Origin of the sequence: Arthrobacter globiformis, from assembly GCF_046536215.2 — a bacterium.
Lineage (GTDB): Bacteria > Actinomycetota > Actinomycetes > Actinomycetales > Micrococcaceae > Arthrobacter > Arthrobacter globiformis_E.
This window is the reverse complement of record NZ_CM143421.1, coordinates 575909-600575: the sequence shown is the minus strand read 5'-3', so window position 1 is coordinate 600575 and position 24667 is coordinate 575909. Positions and strand designations below refer to the sequence as shown.

The following is a 24667-nucleotide window of genomic DNA, read 5'->3' as shown; positions in this document are numbered from 1 at the left end:
CACCGGCCAGGAACGCCGGAACCGCCGGCAGCGGAATCTTGACGGATCCTTAACGCCGGTGTGAGGCGCCCCACCGCGCGTGCCGCCCAGGCGGGTGGACAGGAAGGGGCCGGCTGGCAGGCGGGAGCCGGTCAGGTGAAAGAATGGCGTCATGGCAGGGGAACGGATCGTCATTGGCCTGTCGGGAGGCCTTGAGGGGGAGGTCCTGATCCGCCGCGCCGTCAAGGTCCTGGACAGCGCCGGCGGCGGCGACCTGATCGCGGTTCATATCCGCTCTGCGGAGGGCGCGTCCCACGAATCAACCAGCGCCCTCGAATCCCAGCGCCGGCTGGCGGTGGAGCTGGGCGGCAGCTACCACACCGTCGCCGCGCATGACCCTGTTGAGGCGCTGCTCGGATTCGCGTCCCACGTCGGCGCCACCCGGCTGCTCATCGGCCAGTCACGGGCGCACCCGGTGTCAAGGATCCTGACCGGCGCGACGGAGACCCGGATCATCCGCCGTGCCGGTGACCTCGATGTGCAGGTGGTGCCTCATCCCCTCGCCGGGCGCGGCACGGGCCGCAGGCGGCAGCGGGACCTTGGGCGAGAGCGCGTCGCCGTCGGGTTCGTGCTGGCTGTTGCTGTTCCCATCATGATGCAGCTGGCGCTCGCCGTCATCGAGCACAGCGTGGCCACCGCCGTCCTGGTCCAGCTCGCCGGGGCCGTGGCCGTGGCGCTCGTGGGCGGGCTGTGGCCGGCCGTCGCTGGGGCGCTCTGGAGCAGCCTGCTGGTCAACTACTTCTCCACGCCGCCGGTGGGGGAGCTGGCAATCAAGGACCCGCAGGACCTGCTTGCCCTGGGCGTGTTCGTGGGCGTCTCGGTGGCCGTGGCCGGCGTGGTGGACAGATCGGCACGGCGCTCCAAGGAAGCCGCCCGGGCACGCGCCGAGGCCGCAACGCTCGGCGAGCTGGCCCGTGGAGCCACCCGCGCGGAGGACACGGTGGGCAGCCTGCTGGAACAGGCACTGGATGTCTTTGGTGTCCGCGGCGCGGCCCTGTTCAGTGGACCCGCCTTCCGGAGCGGGACGGATTCCCCGGACAGGCCCGCTTTCCGCGACACACCTGCTTTCCGCGACAGCGAGGCCGCCCGCACCGGGGGGAGCAGCCCCGAGCGGAAGCTGCTCGCAAGCGCGGGCGAGCTGACCGATTCTGAACGGGACGGCGCGGAATTCGCCGAGAACACCGTGGAACCGGTCGACGACGGCACCTGGCTGGTGCTGTTCGGCAGGACGGTGCCCGCCGCGGACAGCAGCCTGCTGGGCGCCTTCGCCGCCCACGTGCTGGCCCAGCTGGAGCGCCAGCAGCTGGCCGCCAGCCGCCTGGAGGTGCTGCGGCTGGCCGAGGGAAACACCATGCGCACCGCCATCCTGCGGGCCGTCTCGCACGACCTCCGCACGCCGCTCGCCGGCATCAAGCTCGCCGTCGGCGGTCTCCTGCAGACCGCCGTCACGTACACCCCAGAGGAGCAACAGGAGCTGTTGGAAACCATCGACGAATGCTCGGACCGGCTGGACGCCCTGGTGGGAAACCTCCTCGACATGTCCAGGATCACGGCCGACTCGGTACGCCCGCTGCTGAAGCCTGTCCGCTGGCTCGACGTCGTTCCGCCGGCGCTGCGCGGGCTTCCGCAGGGCAGCGTGCGCGTGGTGCTGCCGCCGAACCTGCCCGCCGTCGACGCCGACGCCGTCCTGCTCGAACGCGTGATCGCCAACATCGCAGAAAACGCCGTCAAGTATGCGCCCGCCTCCGACGTCACCGTGACCTCGGCGTCGGGAGGCCTCAGCGGCGCCGTCCTCAACGGCCACCCGGCCGGCGAGCTGCGGATCATCGACCACGGACGCGGCGTGCCGGACCGCAATGTGCCGGCGATGTTCCGCCCCTTCCAGCGCCTGGACGATCTCTCCCAATCAACCGGCGTCGGCCTCGGACTGGCGGTGGCCAGGGGATTCGTCTCGGCCATGGGCGGCAGCCTGTCGGCGGAAGAGACGCCCGGCGGGGGACTCACCATGGTCATCCGGCTTCCGCTGTCTACGGGAACAAACGGGCACGACGGCGGGCCATCCGCCGCTGCTGCAGTCCCACCTGCCGTGGCGCCACAGGAGACTGCCCAGTGACCGGCGTCCTCGTGGTCGACGATGACCAGCACCTGCTGAAGGCCCTGCGCATCACACTGCAGGCCCATGGCTACACCGTGGAGACGGCCGCGGACGGCGAGGCCGCGCTGATTGCCGCCTCGCGCAACCCGCCCGGGATTGTTGTCCTGGACCTCGGACTGCCCGACATGGACGGCGCGGCGGTGCTCAGGGAGCTCCGCCGCTGGAGCACCGCCCCGGTCCTGGTTCTTTCGGCCCGGCACGGCTCATCGGACAAGGTGGACGCCCTCGACGCCGGTGCGGACGATTACATCACCAAGCCCTTCGGGCTGGAGGAGCTCCTGGCCCGGCTTCGCGCGTTGCTGCGCCGGGCCCCGGAAGCCACCGAGCCGTCCACGGTGGACACCCCGGAGTTCAGCGTGGACCTGGGGCGGCGGATGGTCACGCGGAACGGAGAGCCCGTGCGGCTCACTCCCACCGAGTGGAGCATCCTGGAGCTGCTGGTGCGGAACCCGGGGAAGCTCATCACCCAGCAGCAGATCCTGGCCAGCGTGTGGGGGCCCGCGTACGAGAAGGAAGCCAACTACCTGCGCGTGTACATGGCCCAGCTCCGGCGCAAGCTAGAGGCAGACACCGGCAATCCGCGCCACCTGCTGACCGAGGCCGGCATCGGCTACCGCTTCCGGCCCTGACCGGCGGCTGGGTATCCGCCGGTGAACTTCCGTGAACGCCCGTGAACCCCTATGAAGGGAAGCCGGATTCGGGCAACATGTGTAGTGCCGGGCGCCGCACACCGGGCGCCGCACGTACAGCCGAAGGAGAACCGATCGTGTCCACCCTGCTCAATCCGTACATCAGCTTCCGTGACAATGCCCGCGACGCCATGACCTTCTACCAGTCAGTGTTCGGCGGTGAGCTGGCGCTCAGCACCTTCGGGGACTTCCAGGCCAGTGAGGATCCCGCGGAGGCGGACAAGATCATGCACGGGATGCTGACCTCGGAGAAGGGGCTCGTGCTCATGGGCGCAGACACCCCCAACTCCATGGACTACTCGCCGGGAAGCAGCATCTCCGTTTCGCTCAGCGGCGACGACGAGGCCGAACTGCGCGGCTACTACGACAAGCTGTCCGGCGACGGCGGTTCTGTCACCGTCCCGATGGAGAAGGCCCCGTGGGGCGACATCTTCGGCATGTGCACCGACAAGTTCGGCATCGCTTGGCTGGTGAACGTCAACGGAGCTTCAGCGGCTCCTGCTTCCTAGGCAACCGACCTCCCGGATAAAGCAACGCGGGGTCACTTCCCGCCCAATAACGGGAGCTTATTGGGCGAAATCTGACCCCGCGTTGCGGTTTTCCGGGAGCGGGGCAGCTGTTAAGGCTTCGGCGGCGACCAGACCCACCCGCGGATTTCGGGCAGGTCCTCGAAATGCTCCCGGATGTATTCGGTGTGGGCGTCCAGCTGCCGGTTGCAGTGATCGGCCAGTCCCTCCGCACCGTCGAACTGGTGCGGCAGCCGGCGGAGTGCCTCCAGCGCCAGGTGGTAGCGGCTCATCCTGTTGACCACCACCATGTCGAACGGCGTGGTGGTGGTGCCCTGCTGGCTGTAGCCGCGGACGTGGAACCTTTCCGGGTTCGGCCGGCCGTGCAGGAGCTGGTGAAAGGAACGGGCGTAGCCGTGCCACGCCACCACCACCTCGCAGGTGTCCGTGAACAGCGAACTGAACGTCCCGTCGTCGAGCCCGTGCGGGTGCACGTTCTGCGGCGGAAGCACCATGGCGTCCATGACGTTCACTACCCGCACCGTGGCGTCGGGAACGTGGCGCTGCAGCAGCCAGGCCGCCGCGAGTGCCTCCTCGGTGGGGATGTCGCCGGCACAGGCGAAAATGACGTCGGGTTCAGTGCTGCCGCCGTCCTCGTTGCCGGCCCATTCCCACCGGGACGCTCCGGCCTCGGCGTGCGCGCGGGCTTCAGCCAGCGTCAGGTACTGGGGGTGGGACTGCTTATCGACCACCACAAGGTTCACGTAGTCCTTGCTGAGCAATGCGTGCTCCGCCGCGGCCAGCAGTGTGTTGGTGTCCGGCGGCAGGTAGATCCTCGTCACCTCGCCGGACAGGGACAGCACAGTGTCGATCAGGCCCGGTCCCTGGTGGCTGAACCCGTTGTGGTCGTTGCGCCAGCATGTGGAGGTCAGCAGGATGTTCAGGCTCGGCACCGGCGAACGCCACTCCAGTTCGCGGGCGTGCTGTAGCCACTTCGCGTGCTGGACGGTCATGGAGGCGCTGACCATCGCGAACGCCTCGTAGCTGGCGAAGAACCCGTGCCGCCCGGTCAGCAGGTAGCCTTCCAGCCAGCCCTGGCACAGGTGCTCGGAGAGCACCTCCATCACGCGGCCGTCCGCCGAAACGTGGTCGTCGTCGCTGTTTCCGGGCAGCAGGAGGCAGCGGTCGGTGGCTTCGAAGACGGCGCCCAGCCTGTTGCTGTTGGTTTCGTCCGGGCAGAACAGCCGGAACCGGGGATGGTCGGCCGTCCCTGTGTAGAGGTCGCGGAACAGCTCGCCCAGCGGTTTGGTGGTTTCGATGCTGGTGGAGCCCGGCAGTCCGGGGTTGACGGCGTACTCCGCGAGGTCCGGAATCTCCAGCGGCACGGACGGCTGGCCGTTTGCCCAGGGCGCCGCCCCCATCCGGAGCCTGCCTTCAGGAGCGAGCGCGGCCAGTTCGGGCAGCAGCCGGCCCTCGTCGTCGAACAGCGACTCCGGCTGGTAGGACCGCATCCACTCCTCCAGCAGTGCCAGGTGCTCCGGATCGTCCTTGACGCCGGACAGGGGAACCTGGTGGGCACGGAACGTGCCCTCCACCGGACGGCCGTCAACGGTTTCCGGGCCCGTCCACCCCTTGGGCGTCCGCAGGATGATCGCCGGCCAGCGGGCCGCCGTCGTTCGCGTAAGGACGCCATCGTCGGAGCCGGCGTGCCGGGCCTTCTGCTGGATGTCCCGGATGGCGGCATAAGCGTCGTCGACGGCGGTGGCCAGGGCCCGGTGGACCTTCCCGGGCTGGTCGCCGGACACAGTCACGGGCTCCCAGCCGTTGGCGCGCAGCAGCGCCTCGACATCGTCGTCCGTGCGGCGTCCCAGGACGGTGGGCCCGGAAATCTTGGCCCCGTTGAGGTGCAGGATGGGCAGGACCGCGCCATCCCGCGAGGGGTTGAGGAAGAACGGCGCGGGCCAGGAGGCGGCGAGGGGGCCGGTCTCGGCTTCGCCGTCGCCCACCACGCAGGCGGCGATGAGGTCAGGATTGTCCATCACCGCCCCGGTGGCGTGCATGAGGGAATAGCCCAGTTCGCCGCCCTCGTGGATGGATCCGGGGGTGGCCGGGCCCACATGGCTGCCCACGCCGCCCGGCGTCGAGAACTGCCGGGCCAGCCGGCGCAGGCCGGCGGCGTCGCGGCTGATCTCGGGGTAGATCTCGGAGTAGGTGCCCTCGAGGTAGACGTTCGCAACTACCGAGGGTCCGCCGTGGCCGGGCCCGGCGATGAACAGGACTTTGGCCGAGGTGTTCCGGATCAGCCGGTTCAGGTGCGCGTAGATCAGCGACAGCCCGGGACCTGTGCCCCAGTGGCCCAGCAGCCGCGGCTTGATGTGCTCCGGCCGCAGCGGTTCCCTCAGCAGCGCATTGTCCTGGAGGTAGATCTGGGCCACCGTCAGGTAGTTCGCCGCGCTCCAGTAGCGGTGCAGGAGGTCCAGTTCTTCGTCCGAAATCGTTCCGCTTGCCCCGGCCATGCCCATGGATTGCCTTCCGTCGGATCCGCTCCAGCGCTGACCGGCACAGTCTACCCCGGCGTTGCGGCGGCCCTCAGATGCCCTGCATCCCGCAGATCCACAGTTGCCCTCAGATCCACTTCGGCGCTACGGGCACCTCGGACAGCGCGTCTTTACCGCGGGTGGCCGTGATGCCGGCGCCGCCTGCCCGGGTCGTCCGCCCGGCGGCCCAGGCAGCCACAGAGGCGAGCGGTCCGCTGACCGTGACCGGATCCCCCAGCCTGGTGTCTTGGGCTCCAGTGTCACCGAACACCAGGTCCGTGCCCGACACCCTGATAATGAGCCCCGCATCGGTGCCGCGGGCATGCCAGGCGCCGGTGATGTCGCGCAGCAGCCGTTCGAGGACAGCCTCCGGGATATCGGCGAAGGCTGCGCCGTTGCCGAGGTCGACGGCGTGGATCCACACTTCGCGAGTGCGCATCCACACGGTTTCGGACGCCGGGACCGTGCGGCCCTGGATGGTCTTCACTTCGTTGGCCCAGTCCCGGTCCGGCAGGTCGCGCCATTCGACGGACAGGTGCACAGCCGAGTGATCGAACAGGTTCCGCAGGGCGATCGGCGGCAGGGTGGCCCCGAAGTCGATCTCGTGGTCGCGCACCGCAACCGAGGGGTACATGGGCGTCTCCACGCCGGTGGCCGCCCATTCCACGAGCCGGGCGATCGCCCTGGCGTTGTACCCGACGTGGGCCACGACGTGCCGGCGCGTCCATCCGGGGAGGAGGGAGCCGCCGTCGAGCTCTGCATCGGTGAGCTCGTTGAGCTTGCGGGCGAAGAACGCGGTGCCCCGCCGGGCCTGCAGGAGTTCTTCCTGCAGGCCCGGGTCGGTGGCTCGGTCGTGCCGGGCGGCCATCAGGCTTCCTTGACCACGCGGTTGGTCAGCTGGCCCAGGCCTTCGATGGTGGTGACCAGGACCTGGCCTTCCTGCAGATAGCGCTTGGGGTCCTGGGCGTGGCCCACGCCGCCCGGGGTGCCGGTGGCGATCACGTCACCGGGATTCAGCGTGATGATCGTGGAGATGTAGGAGACCAGGAATTCCGGAGTGAAGACCAGGTCCCCGGTGGGGGTGCTCTGCTGGATCTCGCCGTCCACGGCCGACGTCATCAGCGGCCCGGCACTGAACTCGTCCTTGGTGACCAGGGCCGGGCCGAACGGGGTGGAGTTCTCCCACGTCTTGCCCTGCAGCCACTGGACAGTGCGGAACTGGTAGTCGCGCATGCTGATGTCGTTCAGGACGGAGTAGCCGGCGATGTGGTGGGCGGCCTGGGCTTCCGGGATCCGGCGGCCCTTCCTGCCGATCACGACGGCGAGCTCGGCTTCCCAGTCCACGGTGTCGGATTCCTGCGGCAGCGCCAGATCGTCGTTCGGGCCGATCAGGGATTCCTGGTACTTGGCGAACAGCGTGGGGTGGTCCGGGATCTCCCGGCCCATCTCCTTGATGTGGTTCCGATAGTTGTGGCCCACGCAGATGATCTTGCCAGGGGAAGGCACTACGGCGGCCAAATCGGCGCCGTCGAGCGCGTGCGTTGCGCCGCTGGCCGCCTTCGCCGTGGCTTCCCAGGCGGGATCCTGAAGCAGCGCTCCGACGTCGGCGAAGCCGTCGATCTCGGTGAGGGTGTTGCCGTCCTGGCGGACGGCTTTGGTTCCTTCAGCGGTGCGGAGGGTGAGGAGTCTCATCTACTTGTTGCGTCCTTCGGTGTAGGTGCGGTTGAAGTTCAGGCGTTCAAAGATGGGGGCGTCGCTGAAGCGAAACAAGTCAAACTCTGATTCCGCGTCAAGGGACCATTCAGCCCACGACGGGACGACGAACAGGTCGCCCTTGCCGAGGTCCTTGCGTTCGCCGTTGAGCAGCACGCTGCCGGTGCCCTCGAAGACCTGCCACACGCTGGAGCCGACCTCGCGGAGCGGCTCGGTGCTGGCGCCGGAGCGGAGCCGGTGGAATTCAGCGCGGATGGTGGGCATCACGTCCCCGCCGGTGGTGGGGTTGGAGTAGCGGACCGCTGCATGGCCCTGGGAGACGGTGGCCGGGTGGCCCTCGTCCTCCAGCAGCAGCTGCTCGCGCAGGGCCTTATCAGTGTGTTCCCACCGGTAGGCGGCGATGGGGGAGTTGGTGGTGTTGTCCAGGCCGGAGAGCGGGCGCAGGCCGGGGTGGGCCCAGAGCCGTTCGGAGCGGGAAATGTCCGGGGTGGCCTCGTCGGTGACCCGCTCGGTGCCGAACTCGAAGAAACCGGCATCCGCGTAGTGCACGAACGGGATGTCCAAGCCGTCGATCCACGCCATCGGTTGATCGGTGTCGTTGTGGTGGCCGTGGAAGTTCCAGCCGGGAGTGAGCAGGAAGTCGCCGCGGCGCATGGCCACCGGGTCACCGTTCACCACCGTCCACACGCCTTCGCCCTCGACGACGAACCGGAACGCGTTCTGCGAGTGGCGGTGTTCGGGCGCGGTCTCGCGGGCGCCCAGGTACTGGATGGCCGCCCACAGCGTCGGTGTCGCATAGGGCGTGCCACCCAGCCCCGGGTTGGCGAGGGCTATGGCCCGCCGCTCGCCGCCCCGCCCCACCGGGACAAGGTCTCCGGCGCGGGCAGCCAAGGGGTAGAGCTCGTTCCAGCGCCACACGTGGGGCCGGGCCTTGGGTGAGGGAACCATCGGCATCAGGTCACCGATCTCGGTCCACAGCGGGATGAGGTTCTCCTGCTCGAAGTCGCGGTACAGCTGTTCCAGCTGCACCTTCTCCTCCGGCGTGGGCTCCGGGGCCACGTGGGCGGCGGCAACTGATTCGTGGGTCGTGGTCTCGGCGCTGATGGACACGGCGGCCTCCTCGGTGATTTCGATGCGTCGGGATGGATGACGTCTGGGCGTAGTACCGAGACTAGGGAGACCGGGGCTGTGAACCACAGCATATTCTGGCAAGCAGAATTGAGTGGGCCCTCGGCCGCATCCGTCAGCCGGGCTCGGCGGGATTCGCCGCGATGTCGATTTCCAGCTGCCGGCGCGTTTCCAGCATGACCGGCACCAGGCCGGCGTCGAACACCGTGCGGAACCTGGTCACCGGCGTGGCCACGCTGAACGCGCCCACCACTTCGCCCTTCCCGTTGTGCAGGGCCATGCCCAGCGCGCTGATGCCCTCCTCGGTGCCCTCGAAGTTGGCCGCGAAGCCGTTGCTGCGGACCGTCTCCAGCTCCCGCAGGAACGCCGGGTACTCGGCGTCGGGAATGCTGTCGCCGCCAATCTCCGCATTCTGGCTCCGGAACAGCTGCTCAATCAGTGCGGGCTCCAGCTCGGCGAGCATCGCCTTGCCGCCCGACGCCTTGTTCGCGGGCAGCACTGTACCCTGCCTGTCTCCGACGCGAAGGGCGCTGGTGCCTTCAACCGTCTCCAGGAACCTGACCTTGGTGCCCACCCGGATCATGAGGTTCACGGTTTCGTTGAGGCGAGAGCTCAGCAGCTCCATGTGCGGCCGGGCAACATTGCGCAGCAGCCGGGTCCAGGTCACGCCGGCCGGGCCGGCCCCCATCGCCGGCCCGGGCACGTAGCGCCGGGTTTCGTCCTGCACTGCGAAGCCCCGGTACACCAGCATGGCCAGCAGGCGGTGCGCGGTGGACGGGGCCACGCCCAGTTCAGCGGCCGCATCCTTGAGCCGCAGGCTGCCGCCGTCCCGCAGCAGCTGCAGGAGCTGCAATGCATTGTCCACCGCCTCGATCGAATACGTCGGCTTCTTCCGGAGGGGCAAGTTCTGCATAACAGAATTCTATAGGAGAGCCATAGTTCCAGCCATGAGAGTTGGTGGCATGAATCACACATCTTCCGCTGCAGCGACGGAGCGGCCAACGCCCGGAACAGCCCTTCCGCCGGCTATGCCCCGGTTTTCCAAGCAGTCCGCCCTGGCCGTGCTCGTCTGCTGGCTGCTGGTGGTCTTTGACGGCTACGACCTCATTGTCTACGGGACCGTCCAGTCGGCCCTCATCAACGACACCGGCTGGGGACTGACCAAGGCCACCGCCGGCACGGTCGGCTCAATGGCGTTCGCCGGCATGATGATCGGTGCCGTCTTCGCCGGCCGGATGGCCGACACCTGGGGCCGCCGCAGGACCATCCTCGGCTGCGCCGCGCTGTTCTCGGTCTTCACCATCCTGTGCGCCTTCGCCCCGAACGCCTACGTCTTCGGCGCGCTGCGGCTGCTGGCCGGCATTGGCCTCGGCGGACTGGTGCCCTCCGCCAACGCCCTGGTGGCGGAACTCGTGCCGGCCAAGTGGCGGTCCACCATCGCCACCCTGATGATGTCCGGCGTGCCGATCGGCGGATCACTGGCCGCACTGGCCGGCATCCCGCTGATCCCGGCCTTCGGCTGGCCTGTCATGTTCCTCGTGGCGGTGCTGGCACTGGCGGTCGTCATTCCGCTGGGCCTGCGCTACCTGCCGGAGACCCTGCCGCCGGCCGGCGTCAAAGCGCCTGCGCCCCAAACCGCGAACGGGGACAACCGGCGCGCAGGTTTCGGTTCCCTGCTCCGGGCACCCTACCTGGGCGTGAGCGTGCTCTACGCCGTGGCCACGCTCGTGACCCTTTTTGCCTGGTACGGCCTCGGCACCTGGCTTCCCAACCTGATGCAGCTGGCCGGCTACAACCTCGGGTCCGCGCTTACCTTCGCGCTGGCCCTGAACCTCGGCGCCGTCGTCGGTTCTGTTGCCACCGCCTGGGCAGGGACCCGGTTCGGCCCCGTCCCGACGGCGGTCGCGGCGGCCGCGGTAGCCGCCGTCGCCCTCCTTGTGCTCGTCGCCGGGCCGCCCGTCACCGTGGTGTACCTCATGCTGGTCCTGGCCGGCGTCGGAACGCACGGAACGCAGTGCCTGATCATCGCCGCCGTTGCCAGCCACTATCCAGCCCACCTGCGGGGAACAGCCCTTGGCTGGGCGCTCGGCGTGGGCAGGATCGGCGCGGTAGCCGCCCCGCAGGCCGGAGGCCTGCTGCTGGCAGCCGGGCTGGGCGTCAACTCCAACTTCCTGGCATTCGCCGGGGCCGCCGCCGTCTCGGCTCTCCTGCTGATCGCCGTCGGCGCCAAAACCATCCGCACAACCTCAACCCCTGTAGGAGCTAACAATGTCTAACCCGAAACCGTCCACCGATGTCCTGGTGATCGGCGGCGGAATGGCCGGCCTCGCCGGCGCCCTCGCCCTCCGCGAGAACGGTGCCGAGGTCACCCTGCTGGAGCGGGCGCCGGAATTCGGCGAAGTCGGGGCGGGCCTGCAGATGGCGCCCAACGCCTCGCGCGTGCTCAAGCGCTGGGGCCTGCTGGAGAAGGCGCTGGAGATCGGTGTCAGGCCCAAACACCTTGTCTTCCGGGATGCCGTGACCGGCGAGGAACTCACCCGGCAGTCGCTGGGCGCCAGCTTCGAGGAACGCTACGGGGCGCCCTACGTCGTCATCCACCGTAGCGACCTGCACCGCATCCTCCTCGAGGCCTGCCGGGATGCCGGCGTCCGCCTGGTCAACGACGTCCTGGTCGAAACGGTCCGGACCGTGGACGGCCGCGCCACCGCACAGGCGGCAGACGGGGCCACCTACGAGGCCGACGTCGTCCTCGGGGCAGACGGACTCAAGTCCGCACTCCGCCGAGAGGTGGCCCAGGACGGCCCCGTGTCGTCGTCGTACGTGGCCTACCGCGGAACTGTTCCCATTACGGCGGACACGCCCCAGGGCGACCTCGAGGACGTGATCGTGTACCTCGGCCCGGACTGCCACCTGGTCCAGTACCCGCTGCGGAAGGGCGAACTGCTCAACACCGTCGCCGTCTTCAAATCGGCATCCTTCGAACGCGGCGAGGAACAGTACGGGGGAGTGGATGAGCTCGAGGCCGCCTACCGGGACTGCGTTCCCGCGGTCCGAGAAGCGCTGCAGAACCTGGCCACCGGCATCCGCTGGCCCATGTACGACCGCGACCCCATCGAAAACTGGGTGGCCGGCAGGATGGTCCTGATGGGCGACGCGGCGCACCCGATGCTCCAGTACCTCGCCCAGGGCGCCTGCCAGGCCCTTGAGGATGCGGCCGTGCTGCAGGAGGCGAGCCTCGGGACTGTCTTCACCGGGCAGGGAGCCGACGCCGCCGGCTGGGACGCGGCCATCCGGAACTTCAACTCGGCCCGTGCCGCACGCACCGCCCGGGTCCAGCGCACGGCCCGCGTTTGGGGCGAGTCCTGGCACGTCTCCGGGCTTGGCCGCACCCTGCGCAACCTGCTCTTCAAGAGCCGGAAGGACGGCGACTACCAGTACAACGACTGGCTCTACGGCCAGGACGGCGACGGCGTGCCCTCCGCGGCCGTTCCGGTGGTTCCGGCTGTTGCGGCGGTTCGGGAGAAGGTCCCGGCCTAGCGGACCCCTTGCCCGTCCCGGCGCGCGGTCCGTAGCGTTGGCTGCAGAGCCGCGGGCAGAGAAGGAACCCTGTGGAACATACAGTCACCCTGTACCTGGATGTCGACGGCGTGGTGTGCCCGTTCGGACCGACGGGCACCACGCCGTGGGGTTCAGCCTGGCGCTACGCCTACGCCGGGATGCTGGAGGTGGCGTACGCTGCGGAGCTCGTGGCGGCGCTGAACCGGCTGGCCCTGTGGCCCGGGGTCCGGTTCGTGTGGCTCACCAGCTGGGAGGAGCTGGCGCCGGCCGTGCTCTGCCCGGTCACCGGACTGGACGGCGGCTCGTGGCCGGTGCTGACCGCCGACGGGGCGGGAGGCGGTGCGGAATGGTGGAAGCTGGAAGCCATTCAGGCCGACGTGGGCGGGAACACGCCGGAGCGGATTGTCTGGGTGGACGACCAGCTCGCCTTCGAGGGCCGTGCGCAGGCGTGGGCACGGATTCTTGGCCGCCGGGCCTTGCTGGTCTCGCCCGATCCGCGGACCGGCCTGTCGCCGGGTGACCTGGCGGACATCCGCGCCTTCGCCCGGCACCCCGACCGGCAGGTGTGACAGAGCGTACCCGCCGCAGGTTGGACCTCGTCCGCAGGACGCGTACCATCGATAAGGCTTCAAGCCCGCGCTGCAGCTCCGCTACCCCCACCCCTTTAACTCTTCCTGAACACTGGGTGAACTATGCTGTGCAGTGCAGGCAGGGGAAGTGGAACTGCTGTACGTAGACTCTGCAGATTGGGCAACAGGTGGACATCACCTTCATGGTGGCGCTGGTCATTGCGCTGGCGCTATTTTTCGACTTCACGAACGGGTTCCATGACACCGCGAACGCGATGGCCACGCCCATTGCCACCGGTGCCATCAAGCCGAAGACTGCGGTTGCCCTCGCGGCGGCCCTGAACCTGGTCGGTGCGTTCCTGTCCACGGAAGTAGCCAAGACGGTTTCAGGCGGCATCATCCGGGAGGGGTCCGGGGGGGTCCAAATCACCCCGGACATTATTTTCGCCGGCCTCATGGGCGCCATCCTGTGGAACATGATCACCTGGCTCAAGGGACTGCCGTCCAGCTCGTCCCATGCGCTCTTCGGCGGCCTCATCGGCGCCGCGGTGGCCGGCATCGGGTTCCACTCCGTCAACCTTGAGACCCTGCTCCAGAAGGTCATCCTGCCCGCCGTCTTCGCCCCGGTGATCGCCGGGATTGTGGCCTACGTCTGCACCCGCGTCGCCTATGCGCTCACGTCCCGGCACGATCCGGAGACGGGCAGCAAGCTCACGCAGAAGCGCGGCGGCTTCCGGACCGGCCAGATCTTCACCTCCAGCCTGGTGGCGCTGGCGCACGGCACCAACGACGCCCAGAAAACCATGGGCATCATCACCCTGGTCCTCATCGCGGCCGGAACGCAGGAGCCCGGCTCGGGCCCGCAGCTGTGGGTCATCACGGCATGCGCCCTTGCCATCGCCGTCGGCACCTACGCCGGCGGCTGGCGGATCATCAGGACCATGGGCGCCGGACTCACCGAGGTGAAGCCCGCGCAGGGCTTCGCGGCCGAGTCGAGCACCGCCTCAGCCATCCTGGCCTCCTCCCACCTGGGCTTTGCCCTCTCCACCACGCAGGTGGCCTCCGGATCCGTGATCGGCTCCGGCATGGGCCGCCGCGGCACCACGGTGCGCTGGGGCATGGTGGGGCGGATCGCCCTCGGCTGGCTCTTCACGCTGCCCGCCGCCGGGATCGTCGGTGCCCTGACTGCACTGCTGGTCAAGACCGGCATTGTCGGCGTGGTGATCTCTGCCGTGGCCGGAACCGGTGCCGTGCTGTACATGTTCCTGGTGTCCCGCAAATCGCAGGTTGGCCACCACAACGCCGTCGAAGTCGAAGAGGCCGGACAGGCTGTCCGCTTCGCGAAGAAGAAGGCCCTCGCCAGGGCACGCGCCGCCGAGCGCGCCAAGAACAACGAACCGAAGGGCCCGCAGCGATGAAGTGGCTGGAACTCCTCACCGTAGCCGGCGCCACGCTGATCGCCGCCGTGACCGTGGTGGTCCTCTATTCCCTCGGCGTCCGGCTCACCGCCATCGCCGGTGACCGTCAGGCCACCGCACCGGCGTGGGTCAAGTACCTTGCCTACGCCTGCTTCGGGCTCTGCGGCATCGCCGTGCTGTTTGGGCTCTACCTGATCATTCCGTACTTCGGCGGCTAGCCGCCCTTGCCGGGAACAGCCGCGCCTCCGGGAACAGCTCCGCCTCTGGGAAGAGGGGACCTGAGTGGCTAGGCTGGCCCCATGCCCAGTGTCCAGTATTACGTTGCGTCCTCCCTCGACGGCTTCATCGCCACCACCGACGACGACCTCGCCTGGCTGCTGCAGTTCGACGGCTTCGAAGGCGGCAAGGAGAGCTACGAAACGTTCATGGCGGACGTCGGGTGCATCGTCATGGGCGGGACCACCTACGAGTGGCTGATGGAGCACGAGCCCGGCAACTGGCCCTACCCTGGCACGCCCTGCTGGATCTTCACGCACCATGAGTTCAGCGCCCCGCCGGGGGCCGATATCACCTTCGTGCGCGGCGAGGTCACCGAATTCATCGACGACCTCTGGGCGGACGCGGGCGGCAAAAACATCTGGCTGGTGGGCGGCGGCGAACTCGCCGCCCAGTTTGCCGGCGCCGGGCTGCTGGACGAACTGATCGTCTCAGTCATTCCGGTAGTGCTGGGCGGGGGAAAGCGGCTGCTTCCCCTCGTCCAGGGCCCGACGGCGCCACTCGAGTTGCAGGAGGCACGTCCCCAGGGGCGGGGGATCGTGGAGCTTCGGTACCGCTGGCCCGAACGCTAGCTTCGCTGTTCAGCGGCGCCGCCGCTACGAGCTCGGCTACCGGCCGATGTCCCGGATGAGGTTGGTAATGCGCGCCGTGGACAGCCGGCGCCCCTGCTCGTCGGTCATCACGATTTCGTGGGTGGTCAGTGTGCGGCCCAGGTGGATGGCCGTGCAGGTTCCGGTCACAATGCCGGCAGAAACGGCGCGGTGGTGTGTGGCGCCAACCTCGATGCCCAGCGCCTGGCGGCCGGGACCGGCATGCATCCCGGCGGCAAAGGACCCCAGCGTTTCGGCCAGCACCACGTGCGCGCCGCCGTGCAGGATGCCCGCCACCTGCGTGTTTCCCTCCACCGGCATGGTGGCAACGCACCGCTCCGGGCTCATCTCCAGGAACCTGATCCCCATCTTCACCACGAGGGCGCCGATGCCGTACCCGGCAAGCCAGTCGTGGAGGTGCTCCGGAACGCCGGCGGCAAACAACTCTTCCCGGAAGTCGGCCTTCGCCGCGGCTTCCACCGCTGTGGGGCTGGCCTCACCGGCAGGGCCGGGCGTGAAATTGTCCATCATGGCAACTAGGCTGGCACCTGTGAGTGAAACAACCAAACCGGCCCCAATTCCGTCCACAACCCAGACCCTCGAGGACGTCGCCGTGTCCCCGACCGGCGCCCCGTCGGTGTCGGCCACCGAGGCGCCCGTCGTCCCCCTGACGGAGCAGCCCCGGCTTCTGGTGCTGGACGGCCACTCCATGGCCTTCCGGGCCTTCTTCGCCCTTCCGGCCGACAAGTTCTCCACCGCCCGCGGCCAGCACACCAACGCCATCCACGGCTTCACGTCCATGCTCATCAACCTGATCAAGGAACAGAAGCCCACGCACATCGCGGTCGCTTTCGACGTCTCCGATGACACCACTCACCGCAAGGCCGAGTACAGCGAGTACAAGGGCGGCCGCAACGAGACACCCCGCGAGATGAGCGGCCAGATCGACCTCATCGACCAGGTCATGGGCGCCTGGGGCATCAAGACCATCAAGATGCCCGGCTACGAGGCCGATGACATCCTGGCCACCCTCGCCGCCATGGGGGAGAAGGCAGGCTACGAGGTCCTGCTCGTGTCCGGCGACCGGGACGCCTTCCAGCTCATCACCGACAACGTGTTCGTGCTGTACCCCAAGAAGGGCGTCAGCGACATCCCCCGCATGGACGCCACCGCCGTCGAGGAAAAGTACTTCGTCAGCCCCTCCCGCTACTCCGACCTCGCCGCCCTGGTGGGCGAGACGGCGGACAACCTGCCGGGCGTTCCCGGCGTCGGGCCCAAGACGGCAGCCAAGTGGATCAACCTCTACGGTGGCCTGGAGGGCGTCCTGGAGCACCTCGATGCCATCGGCGGGAAGGTGGGGGACTCGCTGCGCGCCAACGTGGACGCCGTCAAGCGCAACCGCAAGCTGAACCAGCTCCACACCGACCTTGACCTCCCGGTGACGCTGGACGAACTGGCCGATCCGCGGCCGGACCAGCAGGCCCTCGAGGAGCTCTTCGACGAGCTCGAATTCAAGACCATCCGCACCCGGCTCTTTGACCTGTACGCCAGCGAAGTCACCGAAGCGGACCGCGAGACCCTGGAAAGCCGCGACTTCGCAACACTGCAGGACGCCGGCTCGCTCAAGGCCTTCCTCGAGGCAGGCGCCGGGCAGCGGTCCGCCCTCGCCGTGGATGTGCTGGCCGGCCGGATAGGCGAGGACGCCGACGCCGTCGCCATCGTGCGGGACGATGCCGCCGCCTACGTGGACCTCACGGGGCTGGACGCCGAGGCGGAAAACATCCTGGCGCAGTGGCTCCGTGACGCAGATTCCCCGAAGGTGCTGCACGGCTACAAGGCGGCGCTGAAGGCCCTGGCCAACCGCGGGTTTGGCCTGGAAGGCGTGGTGGACGACACCTCCATCTCCGGCTACCTCATTGAGCCTGACCGCCGCACCTATGAACTGGCAGAGCTGGCCCAGCACCACCTGAACATCCATGTTTCCGCCGAGGCAGCGAAGGCGGGCCAGCTGGAACTGGAGTTCGACGACGACGCTGCCGCGGCGTCCGGCGCGCTGGTGCAGGTGGCCGCCGTCGTTCATAAACTGAGCCGCTTCTTTGAATCGGAACTGCAGGAACGCAAGGCTGAGGACCTGCTGGCCACGCTGGAACTCCCGGTGGCCCGGGTCCTGGCGGACATGGAAACGGCCGGCATCGCCGTCTCCCTGCAACTGATGGACGAGCAGCTCGCGGACCTGGCCCGGGTCATCGACGACGCCCAGGAACGGGCGTTCGCGGCGATCGGCCACGAGGTGAACCTCGGTTCGCCGAAGCAGCTGCAGACCGTCCTCTTCGAGGAGCTGCAGCTGCCCAAGACCAAGAAGATCAAGTCCGGCTACACCACGGACGCCGCGTCCCTGAAGAACCTGCTGGAGAAGACCGGGCACGAATTCCTGGTCCAGCTCATGGCCCACCGGGAATCAGCGAAGCTGCGGCAGATGGTGGAGACGCTGAAGAAGTCGGTGGCGGAGGACGGGCGGATCCACACCACGTACGCCCAGAACGTGGCCGCCACCGGACGCATCTCGTCCAACAACCCCAACCTGCAGAACATCCCCATCCGCAGTGAGGAAGGACGCCGCGTCCGTGGCATCTTCGTGGTCAGCGAGGGCTACGAGTGCCTGCTGTCCGCGGACTACTCGCAGATCGAAATGCGCATCATGGCGCACCTGTCCGGGGACGCCGGCCTGATCGAGGCGTACCGCGAGGGGGAGGACCTGCACCGCTTCGTCGGCTCGTCCATCTTCCACGTGCCGCCGGCCGAGGTCACCAGCGCCATGCGTTCCAAGGTCAAGGCCATGTCCTACGGCCTGGCCTACGGGCTGACGTCCTTCGGCCTGTCCAAGCAGCTCGAGATCTCCGTGGATGAGGCCCGGAACCTGATGAAGGACTACTTCGACCGGTTCGGCGCCGTGCGCGACTACCTCCGCGGCGTGGTGGACCAAGCCCGCGTTGACGGCTACACGGCGACCATCGAAGGCAGGCGTCGGTACCTGCCGGACCTCACCAGCACCAACCGCCAGCTGCGCGAGAACGCCGAACGCATCGCCCTGAACTCACCCATCCAGGGCTCCGCCGCGGACATCATCAAGCGCGCCATGCTGGGCGTCCATTCGGAACTGGCCGCCCAGGGACTCAAGTCGCGCATGCTGCTGCAGGTCCACGACGAATTGGTGCTGGAAGTGGCCAAGGGCGAACGTGCTGCAGTTGAAAAGCTCGTCACCGAGCAGATGGCTGCCGCCGCGGAACTCAGCGTTCCGCTGGAAGTCCAGATCGGCGTCGGCACCAGCTGGTACGACGCCGGCCACTAGCCTCAGCGGACTGGCCTTACCGGGCTGGACTCGCCGGGTTCAGCCGGCCGCCACAGGCATTTCAGCGTGCCTGTGGCGGTCCGGCGGGTCCATTGGCTAGGCTCGGGGTTGTGTCGAATCTGAGCGTGGACTACGAAATCCGCCGGTTCCAAGCGGCGGCCAAAGACGATCCTGCCTACGCGGAGTCGGTTGCGTGGATGCACGCGGTAGCCTTCGGCTTCCACGAAGCCCGGCGCAGCGAAGAACGCGTGGACAAAAGCATCGAACTTCAGCGCACGGACGGGCGCGTCATGACCGGCGCGTACCAGACGGGGACCGTTGCCGGGCATTCGCTCGGCGCCGATGTTCCCGTGGCCACTTTCGGCACCATGACCAAGACACTGAATATCGGTTTTGGCCGGCTGCTGGATACCCGGCTGGTGACTGCCGTGACGGTCCGGACCTCGCACCGGCGCCGCGGCCTGCTGCGCCGCATGATGGGGGAGGACCTCGCCCTGGCCCGGGCGGAAGGTCTCGCCATGGCCGCGCTCACCGCCTCCGAGGCCTCGATCTACGGCCGCTTCGGGTTCGGCGTGGCAACGTCCGAACAGGCCGTGAAGGTGGACACCACCGCACGTTTCAGGCTCAACCACACCCCCGCGGGCAGCGTCGAGGTTGCCGACCCCAAGGTGCTGCTGGAGCTGGCTCCGGAAGTCTTCGACCGGGTCCACCGCAGCACGCCGGGATCGATCGGCCGGCATGAGTTTTACCGGCAGTTCGCCTCGGGCTCAGTCAGCCGCGACGGCGGCGAGGACCCGAAGGTCAAGGTGGCGCTGCACTACGGCCCCGGTGGCGACGTGGACGGCTACGTCTCGTACAAGTTCGCCGGCTGGTCCAGCACGCCGTACACCATGGAGGTCGTGGACCTGGTTGCCGCCACCGGCGAGGCGTACCTCGAGCTGTGGCAGTACCTGGCCGCGATCGACCTCGTGGAACGCGTTACCTGGGACGAGGCGCCCGTGGATGATCCGCTGCGCTGGGCCCTCGAGGACGCGCGCTGTGTGGAATCCTCGGCGGCGCGGGACATGCTCTGGCTGCGGATCCTCGACGTGAAGCAGGCACTGGAGGCCCGGCACTACCCGGCCGACGGGCGGCTGGTGCTGAAAGTCGCCGACTCCCTCGGCCTGGCCGGCGGCACCTTCACCTTTGACGTTAACGGTGGCACCGCCGTTGTTACCGCCGCGGCGGGCGGCACGCCCGACCTCGAACTCGATGTGGCGGCGCTGTCGGCCATCTACCTCGGCGGCGTCAACCCCGTGACGCTGGCGGCGTCCGGACGTATTCTGGAGTGCACGCCGGGCGCGGCGTTCCGCGCCGCTCGGATGTTCGCCGTCGAACGCGCACCCCACTGCCTGACGCATTTCTAGCGCTTTGACCCCGGTTGGCGCTTGCCACTAGAATAAACGGGCGGATACTACGTGCCCGCATTTTCTTCAATCCACAAAATCAGGATGACCAGGTACTTCCTTGCGGAGTGCCCGCACTGCGCCTGCGTTCCATAACGCGGGCGCGGCGGTTTGCCTGACCGACTAACTATCCACAACGGAGCCCCTACTACATGACCATCACCTCCACCGAGAAGCCCGGTACCCCGCAGGTCGCGATTAACGACATCGGTACCGCTGAGGACTTCCTCGCAGCAGTCGACGCCACCATCAAGTACTTCAACGACGGGGACCTCGTCGAAGGTACCGTCGTCAAGGTCGACCGCGACGAAGTTCTGCTCGACATCGGTTACAAGACCGAAGGTGTCATCCCCTCCCGCGAGCTTTCCATCAAGCACGACGTTGACCCCGGAGAAGTTGTCTCCGTTGGCGATCAGGTCGAAGCCCTGGTGCTCACCAAGGAAGACAAAGAAGGCCGCCTGATCCTCTCCAAGAAGCGCGCTCAGTACGAGCGTGCCTGGGGCGACATCGAGAAGGTCAAGGAAGAAGACGGTGTTGTCACCGGTACCGTCATCGAGGTTGTCAAGGGTGGTCTTATCCTCGACATCGGTCTGCGCGGCTTCCTGCCCGCATCCCTCGTCGAGATGCGCCGCGTGCGCGACCTGGCTCCGTACATCGGTCAGCAGATCGAAGCCAAGATCATCGAGCTGGACAAGAACCGCAACAACGTTGTGCTGTCCCGCCGTGCGTGGCTCGAGCAGACCCAGTCCGAGGTCCGCTCCACCTTCCTCAACAAGCTGGAAAAGGGCCAGGTCCGTCCCGGCGTCGTTTCCTCCATCGTCAACTTCGGTGCCTTCGTGGACCTGGGCGGCGTAGACGGCCTGGTTCACGTTTCCGAGCTGTCCTGGAAGCACATCGACCACCCGTCCGAGGTTGTCGAGGTTGGCCAGGAAGTCACCGTCGAGGTCCTCGAAGTGGATCTGGACCGCGAGCGTGTCTCCCTGTCGCTCAAGGCTACGCAGGAAGACCCGTGGCAGACCTTCGCCCGCACCCACGCCCTCGGCCAGGTTGTTCCGGGTAAGGTCACCAAGCTCGTTCCGTTCGGTGCGTTCGTCCGCGTCGAAGACGGCATCGAAGGCCTCGTGCACATCTCCGAGCTGGCTGTCCGCCACGTTGAGCTGGCCGAGCAGGTTGTCTCCGTTGGCGACGAGCTGTTCGTCAAGGTCATCGACATCGACCTCGAGCGCCGCCGCATCTCCCTCTCCCTCAAGCAGGCGAACGAGGGCGTTGACGCCGACAGCACCGAATTCGATCCCGCTCTGTACGGCATGGCCGCAGAGTACGACGAAGAGGGCAACTACAAGTACCCCGAGGGCTTCGACCCCGAGTCCAACGAATGGCTCGAAGGCTACGAGGCGCAGCGCGCAGCCTGGGAGCAGCAGTACGCTGACGCCCAGACCCGCTGGGAAGCACACAAGAAGCAGGTTGCCCAGCACGCTGCCGACGACGCTGCAGCTGCAACGTCCGGCGACAGCGACTCCGGCGCCACCAGCTACTCCTCCGAGCCGGCTGCCACCGATTCCGGTGCAGGCACGCTTGCTTCGGATGAGGCTCTTGCCGCTCTGCGCGAGAAGCTGACCGGCAACTAATTGCCCGGTGTTGACTGAAAGTCAATAAAAAGGTGGCCGTCCCCGAGAGGGGGCGGCCACCTTTTTTGCTGCCGGCAGTTTCGCGCGCCGGCTGGCATGGCGGTGTCAGGCGGTCTGCCCGGCGTGCTCGCCTTCGGCGATTTCCTCCAGCACCTTGTTGTTGAACGCGGGAAGGTCGCCGGGCTTCCTGCTGGTCACGAAGCCCTGGTCCACCACGACTTCCTGGTCGCTCCAGTTGGCCCCGGCATTCCGCAGGTCCGTGGCCAGCGTGTGGTAGGAGGTGAGGTTCCGGCCCTTGACGACGCCCGCATCGATGAGCAGCCACGGGCCATGGCAGATGGCCGCCACCGGCTTGTGCTGTTCAAAGAAGCTGCGGGCAAACGCCTGCGCGTCCTTGTCCACCCTCAGGTGGTCCGCGTTCACCACGCCGCCCGGAATCACCAGGGCGTGGAAGTCCGACGCGTTGGCGTCCTTCAGGGTGAGGTCGACGTCGAAGGTATTGCCCTTCTCCACGCCCTCGAAACCCTGCAGCTTTCCACTCTTCGGGGCCACCAGCACAGGCTCGCCGCCGGCGTTCTTGACCGCGTCCCACGGGCTGGTCAGTTCAACCTGCTCCACGCCGTCCGTCAGCAGAAACGCGACCCTCTTGCCGGTGATGTCGTGCTCTGACATGCGTCCTCCTTTTCCGTGTGATGCCTTACAGGACCCACACTAGGAAAGCAGAAACTCATAAGCAAGCTGATCATTATGTGCTGCGGTCAGCGGGGGACGTCTATCCACTGCGTGCCCTCGCGCTGGAGGGCCGCACTCCCGGCGGTTATGGCGGCGAGCCGGTCAGCGGCCGCGGCCAGGTCCCCGGCCTCATCCGGGAGCGCGAGCCGGAGCACCGTGGACTGGGCCTCGTAGCCGGTCTCCGCCATCGCATAGCCCGCGCTGCGGAGGTCGTTCTCGAGGCGCCCGGCCGCGGCGTGCGGTACCCGCACGGCACAGATGCGCAGCCGCCGGCGCTGCACCATCGGGGCCAGCTCCAAGGCCGTCGAGACCGAATCGGAGTAGGCGCGCACCAGCCCGCCGGCCCCCAGCAGGATCCCGCCGAAATAACGCACGACGACGGCGCTCACGTCGCTGAGGTCCGTCACCCCGGGCGCGGTTTCCCGGCGGAGGAGGGCTTCCAGCATGGGGATTCCGGCGGTGCCTGACGGTTCGCCGTCGTCGCTGGAACGCTGGACGTCCCGGTCCGGGCCCAGCACGAAGGCGGAGCAGTGGTGCCGGGCGTCATGGAATTCCCGCCGGAGTTCGGAGACCACGGCGCGGGCGTCCTCTTCGGTGGCCGCCCGGCGCAGCACCGTGATGAACCGGGAGCGCTTGATCTCGATCTCGTGTCGGAAGCCGTCCCCGGAAGCCAGCGTTGTATACGCGGATGCCCTGCTCTCTTGCTCTTGCACCGCCCAAGTCTAGGACATGGGCCCACGCCGTCTGGGCCCACGCTGCCGAGGGGCCCCCATCGAGCTTGCGAGATTGGGGAGGCATCGGGGAGGTTCCCTGGCCGAGCGAAGCGAAGCTGCGGAGGCGGTGGGTGGGCCCACGCCGTCTGGGCCCACGCTGCCGAGGGGCCCCCATCGAGCTTGCGAGATTGGGGAGGCAGCGGGGAGGTTCCCTGGCCGAGCGAAGCGAGGCTACGGAGGCGGTGGGTGGGCCCACGCCGTCTGGGCCCACGCTGCCGAGGGGCCCCCATCGAGCTTGCGAGATTGGGGAGGCAGCGGGGAGGTTCCCTGGCCGAGCGAAGCGAGGTTAGGGGGACGGTGGGGATTAGTCTTGGGGAGTGCTGAAGATTGGGTTGACGGGCGGCATCGCCTCGGGAAAGTCGTTGGTGGCTGCGCGCCTGGCGGAACTGGGGGCGGTCCTCGTCGACGCCGACGCGATCGCCCGGGAAGTGGTGGAACCGGGCACTCCGGGCCTGGCCGCCGTCGTGGCCGCTTTCGGCCCGGACATCCTCGACGGCGAGAGACGGCTCAACCGGCCGCGGCTCGGGGCCATTGTGTTCCAGCATCCGGAACGGCGGGCAGAACTGAACGGCATCATCCATCCGCTGGTCCGCGAACGCGCCGCGGCGGTGATCGCGGCGGCACCGGCGGACGCGGTGGTGGTGCAGGACATCCCGCTCCTGGTGGAAACCGGTCAGCAGAAGAACTTCCACCTCGTGCTGGTGGTGGATGCGCCCGAGGCTATCCGGCTGCAGCGCATGACCGAGCACCGTGGCATGACTGAAGCGGATGCCCGTTCGCGGATGGCTGCCCAGGCGTCCCGGCAGGACAGGCTGGCCGCAGCGGACGCGGTCCTCACCAACTCCGGCACGCGCGAAGAATTGCTTGCAGCGGTGCACCGGCTGTGGGACGGGCGGGTGCTGCCCTTCTCGCGGAACATCAGCCAGGCCACAGTGGCCGCCCGCAGCGGGGCGCCCGTCCTCGCTCCACCTGACTCCGACTGGCCGCGCCAGGCTGCCGGCCTGGCCGAACGGCTGAAAGCCGCTGCCCCGGAGGCCGTCCTGGCCGTGGACCATATCGGGTCGACGGCGGTTCCCGGACTGGCGGCGAAAGACGTCATCGACCTGCAGCTTGCGGTGGCGGATCTCGCGACGGCAGACCGGATTGCACCACTGCTCAGCGCCGCCGGTTTCCCGCTCTGGCCAGGGATCCTGATGGACAGCCCGCACGGGCGCCCCGACCCCGCCGCCTGGTCCAAGCGCTTGCACGGCAATGCCGATCCCGCGCGGCCGGTGAACCTGCACGTAAGGGTGGCCGGCTCGCCGGGCTGGCGGTTTGCCCTCTGCTTCCGGGACTGGCTGCGGGCGGACCCTGCTGCCCGGTCGGAGTATGCCGCCGAGAAACGGCGTGTGGCCGCCCTGCACGCTGGCGACGATTCCACCGCCGGCTACGCCGAGGGCAAGGAAGCCTGGTTCAGCGAGGTGGCGGTTCCCCGCATGGAACGGTGGGCCGAAAGCAGCGGCTGGCAGCCGCCGTCGTACGTTTCCACCTCCGCCGACGCGGCCCAGAGGTGACGGTACAGC

At 68.1% G+C, this 24667-nt stretch carries 21 protein-coding genes; 13 read left to right on the top strand and 8 right to left on the bottom strand.

Annotation, left to right across the window (positions count from 1 at the left end; all coding sequences use genetic code 11):
* Positions 1 to 151 precede the first annotated feature (151 nt).
* From R5O87_RS02820 to R5O87_RS02810, 3 genes are all read left to right on the top strand, one after another.
* Positions 152 to 2152 carry a DUF4118 domain-containing protein gene (locus R5O87_RS02820; protein WP_410555500.1) on the top strand — a complete coding sequence of 667 codons (2001 nt, stop codon included), beginning with the start codon at positions 152 to 154 and terminating at the stop codon, positions 2150 to 2152.
* Positions 2149 to 2823: a response regulator gene (locus tag R5O87_RS02815; RefSeq protein ID WP_410555499.1), complete on the top strand. Its 675-nt coding sequence runs from the start codon at positions 2149 to 2151 to the stop codon at positions 2821 to 2823. The genes R5O87_RS02820 and R5O87_RS02815 overlap by 4 nt, the downstream gene beginning before the upstream one ends.
* Before the next feature lie 137 nt (positions 2824 to 2960).
* Positions 2961 to 3392, top strand: coding sequence for a VOC family protein (locus tag R5O87_RS02810; RefSeq protein WP_410555498.1), 432 nt, complete (start codon positions 2961 to 2963; stop codon positions 3390 to 3392).
* Between the two features lie 110 nt (positions 3393 to 3502).
* Here the strand turns inward: R5O87_RS02810 and R5O87_RS02805 are convergent, their stop codons facing one another.
* From R5O87_RS02805 to R5O87_RS02785, 5 genes are all read right to left on the bottom strand, one after another.
* On the bottom strand, positions 3503 to 5911 hold the full coding sequence (locus R5O87_RS02805) for a phosphoketolase family protein (protein ID WP_410555497.1): 2409 nt from the start codon (positions 5909 to 5911) through the stop codon (positions 3503 to 3505).
* 103 nt (positions 5912 to 6014) lie between these two features.
* Positions 6015 to 6794 carry a maleylpyruvate isomerase family mycothiol-dependent enzyme gene (locus R5O87_RS02800; protein WP_410555496.1) on the bottom strand — a complete coding sequence of 260 codons (780 nt, stop codon included), beginning with the start codon at positions 6792 to 6794 and terminating at the stop codon, positions 6015 to 6017.
* Positions 6794 to 7618: a fumarylacetoacetate hydrolase family protein gene (locus R5O87_RS02795; RefSeq protein ID WP_410555495.1), complete on the bottom strand. Its 825-nt coding sequence runs from the start codon at positions 7616 to 7618 to the stop codon at positions 6794 to 6796. Before R5O87_RS02795 ends, R5O87_RS02800 begins: the two co-directional genes overlap by 1 nt.
* A complete protein-coding gene (locus R5O87_RS02790) occupies positions 7619 to 8749 on the bottom strand; it encodes a cupin domain-containing protein (protein ID WP_410555494.1) in 1131 nt (376 codons plus the stop codon).
* A 133-nt stretch (positions 8750 to 8882) separates the two neighbouring features.
* Positions 8883 to 9680 carry an IclR family transcriptional regulator gene (locus R5O87_RS02785; protein WP_410555493.1) on the bottom strand — a complete coding sequence of 266 codons (798 nt, stop codon included), beginning with the start codon at positions 9678 to 9680 and terminating at the stop codon, positions 8883 to 8885.
* Positions 9681 to 9729: 49 nt separating this feature from the next.
* Between R5O87_RS02785 and R5O87_RS02780 the strand changes: the two genes are divergently transcribed.
* From R5O87_RS02780 to R5O87_RS02755, 6 genes are all read left to right on the top strand, one after another.
* Positions 9730 to 11043 (top strand): MFS transporter, encoded by a 1314-nt coding sequence (locus R5O87_RS02780; RefSeq protein WP_410555492.1) that lies wholly within the window; start codon positions 9730 to 9732, stop codon positions 11041 to 11043.
* Positions 11036 to 12304 (top strand): FAD-dependent oxidoreductase, encoded by a 1269-nt coding sequence (locus R5O87_RS02775; protein WP_410555491.1) that lies wholly within the window; start codon positions 11036 to 11038, stop codon positions 12302 to 12304. The genes R5O87_RS02780 and R5O87_RS02775 overlap by 8 nt, the downstream gene beginning before the upstream one ends.
* Positions 12305 to 12375: 71 nt before the next feature.
* Entirely contained in the window at positions 12376 to 12894 is a 519-nt protein-coding gene (locus R5O87_RS02770) for an HAD domain-containing protein (RefSeq protein ID WP_410555490.1), read from the top strand.
* Positions 12895 to 13082: 188 nt separating this feature from the next.
* Positions 13083 to 14312, top strand: a complete 1230-nt coding sequence (locus tag R5O87_RS02765; RefSeq protein ID WP_410555489.1) for an inorganic phosphate transporter — start codon at positions 13083 to 13085, stop codon at positions 14310 to 14312.
* Positions 14309 to 14530, top strand: a complete 222-nt coding sequence (locus R5O87_RS02760; protein ID WP_410555488.1) for a hypothetical protein — start codon at positions 14309 to 14311, stop codon at positions 14528 to 14530. Before R5O87_RS02765 ends, R5O87_RS02760 begins: the two co-directional genes overlap by 4 nt.
* An 81-nt stretch (positions 14531 to 14611) precedes the next feature.
* A complete protein-coding gene (locus tag R5O87_RS02755; protein WP_410555487.1) occupies positions 14612 to 15160 on the top strand; it encodes a dihydrofolate reductase family protein in 549 nt (182 codons plus the stop codon).
* A 36-nt stretch (positions 15161 to 15196) separates the two neighbouring features.
* On the opposite strand, the gene R5O87_RS02750 is transcribed toward R5O87_RS02755, so the two are convergent.
* Positions 15197 to 15709: a hotdog fold thioesterase gene (locus tag R5O87_RS02750; RefSeq protein WP_410555486.1), complete on the bottom strand. Its 513-nt coding sequence runs from the start codon at positions 15707 to 15709 to the stop codon at positions 15197 to 15199.
* Positions 15710 to 15887: 178 nt separating this feature from the next.
* Between R5O87_RS02750 and polA the strand changes: the two genes are divergently transcribed.
* From polA to rpsA, 3 genes are all read left to right on the top strand, one after another.
* Complete coding sequence (polA, locus tag R5O87_RS02745) at positions 15888 to 18527, top strand: DNA polymerase I (RefSeq protein ID WP_410555550.1); 2640 nt, start codon at positions 15888 to 15890, stop codon at positions 18525 to 18527.
* Positions 18528 to 18646: 119 nt separating this feature from the next.
* Positions 18647 to 19933: a GNAT family N-acetyltransferase gene (locus R5O87_RS02740; RefSeq protein ID WP_410555549.1), complete on the top strand. Its 1287-nt coding sequence runs from the start codon at positions 18647 to 18649 to the stop codon at positions 19931 to 19933.
* Between the two features lie 191 nt (positions 19934 to 20124).
* A complete protein-coding gene (rpsA, locus tag R5O87_RS02735; RefSeq protein WP_076803245.1) occupies positions 20125 to 21600 on the top strand; it encodes a 30S ribosomal protein S1 in 1476 nt (491 codons plus the stop codon).
* A 105-nt stretch (positions 21601 to 21705) separates the two neighbouring features.
* On the opposite strand, the gene R5O87_RS02730 is transcribed toward rpsA, so the two are convergent.
* Together R5O87_RS02730 and R5O87_RS02725 are read right to left on the bottom strand one after the other, a co-directional pair.
* On the bottom strand, positions 21706 to 22272 hold the full coding sequence (locus R5O87_RS02730; protein ID WP_410555485.1) for a type 1 glutamine amidotransferase domain-containing protein: 567 nt from the start codon (positions 22270 to 22272) through the stop codon (positions 21706 to 21708).
* Positions 22273 to 22358: 86 nt separating this feature from the next.
* Positions 22359 to 23045 (bottom strand): YigZ family protein, encoded by a 687-nt coding sequence (locus R5O87_RS02725; protein ID WP_410555484.1) that lies wholly within the window; start codon positions 23043 to 23045, stop codon positions 22359 to 22361.
* Between the two features lie 377 nt (positions 23046 to 23422).
* On the opposite strand from R5O87_RS02725, the gene coaE reads away from it, so the two are divergent.
* Positions 23423 to 24658 carry a dephospho-CoA kinase gene (coaE, locus tag R5O87_RS02720; RefSeq protein ID WP_410555483.1) on the top strand — a complete coding sequence of 412 codons (1236 nt, stop codon included), beginning with the start codon at positions 23423 to 23425 and terminating at the stop codon, positions 24656 to 24658.
* Positions 24659 to 24667: the final 9 nt, after the last annotated feature.

Bases quoted from the DNA above. Each gene is read 5' to 3' on its own strand.
- R5O87_RS02820 (WP_410555500.1), top strand. From the start codon at position 152: ATGGCAGGGGAACGGATCGTCATTGGCCTGTCGGGAGGCCTTGAGGGG.
- R5O87_RS02805 (WP_410555497.1), bottom strand. From the start codon at position 5,911: ATGGGCATGGCCGGGGCAAGCGGAACGATTTCGGACGAAGAACTGGAC.
- R5O87_RS02800 (WP_410555496.1), bottom strand. From the start codon at position 6,794: ATGGCCGCCCGGCACGACCGAGCCACCGACCCGGGCCTGCAGGAAGAA.
- R5O87_RS02795 (WP_410555495.1), bottom strand. From the start codon at position 7,618: ATGAGACTCCTCACCCTCCGCACCGCTGAAGGAACCAAAGCCGTCCGC.
- R5O87_RS02785 (WP_410555493.1), bottom strand. From the start codon at position 9,680: ATGCAGAACTTGCCCCTCCGGAAGAAGCCGACGTATTCGATCGAGGCG.
- R5O87_RS02780 (WP_410555492.1), top strand. From the start codon at position 9,730: ATGAATCACACATCTTCCGCTGCAGCGACGGAGCGGCCAACGCCCGGA.
- R5O87_RS02775 (WP_410555491.1), top strand. From the start codon at position 11,036: ATGTCTAACCCGAAACCGTCCACCGATGTCCTGGTGATCGGCGGCGGA.
- R5O87_RS02760 (WP_410555488.1), top strand. From the start codon at position 14,309: ATGAAGTGGCTGGAACTCCTCACCGTAGCCGGCGCCACGCTGATCGCC.
- R5O87_RS02755 (WP_410555487.1), top strand. From the start codon at position 14,612: ATGCCCAGTGTCCAGTATTACGTTGCGTCCTCCCTCGACGGCTTCATC.
- R5O87_RS02750 (WP_410555486.1), bottom strand. From the start codon at position 15,709: ATGATGGACAATTTCACGCCCGGCCCTGCCGGTGAGGCCAGCCCCACA.
- polA (WP_410555550.1), top strand. From the start codon at position 15,888: ATGGCCTTCCGGGCCTTCTTCGCCCTTCCGGCCGACAAGTTCTCCACC.
- rpsA (WP_076803245.1), top strand. From the start codon at position 20,125: ATGACCATCACCTCCACCGAGAAGCCCGGTACCCCGCAGGTCGCGATT.
- R5O87_RS02730 (WP_410555485.1), bottom strand. From the start codon at position 22,272: ATGTCAGAGCACGACATCACCGGCAAGAGGGTCGCGTTTCTGCTGACG.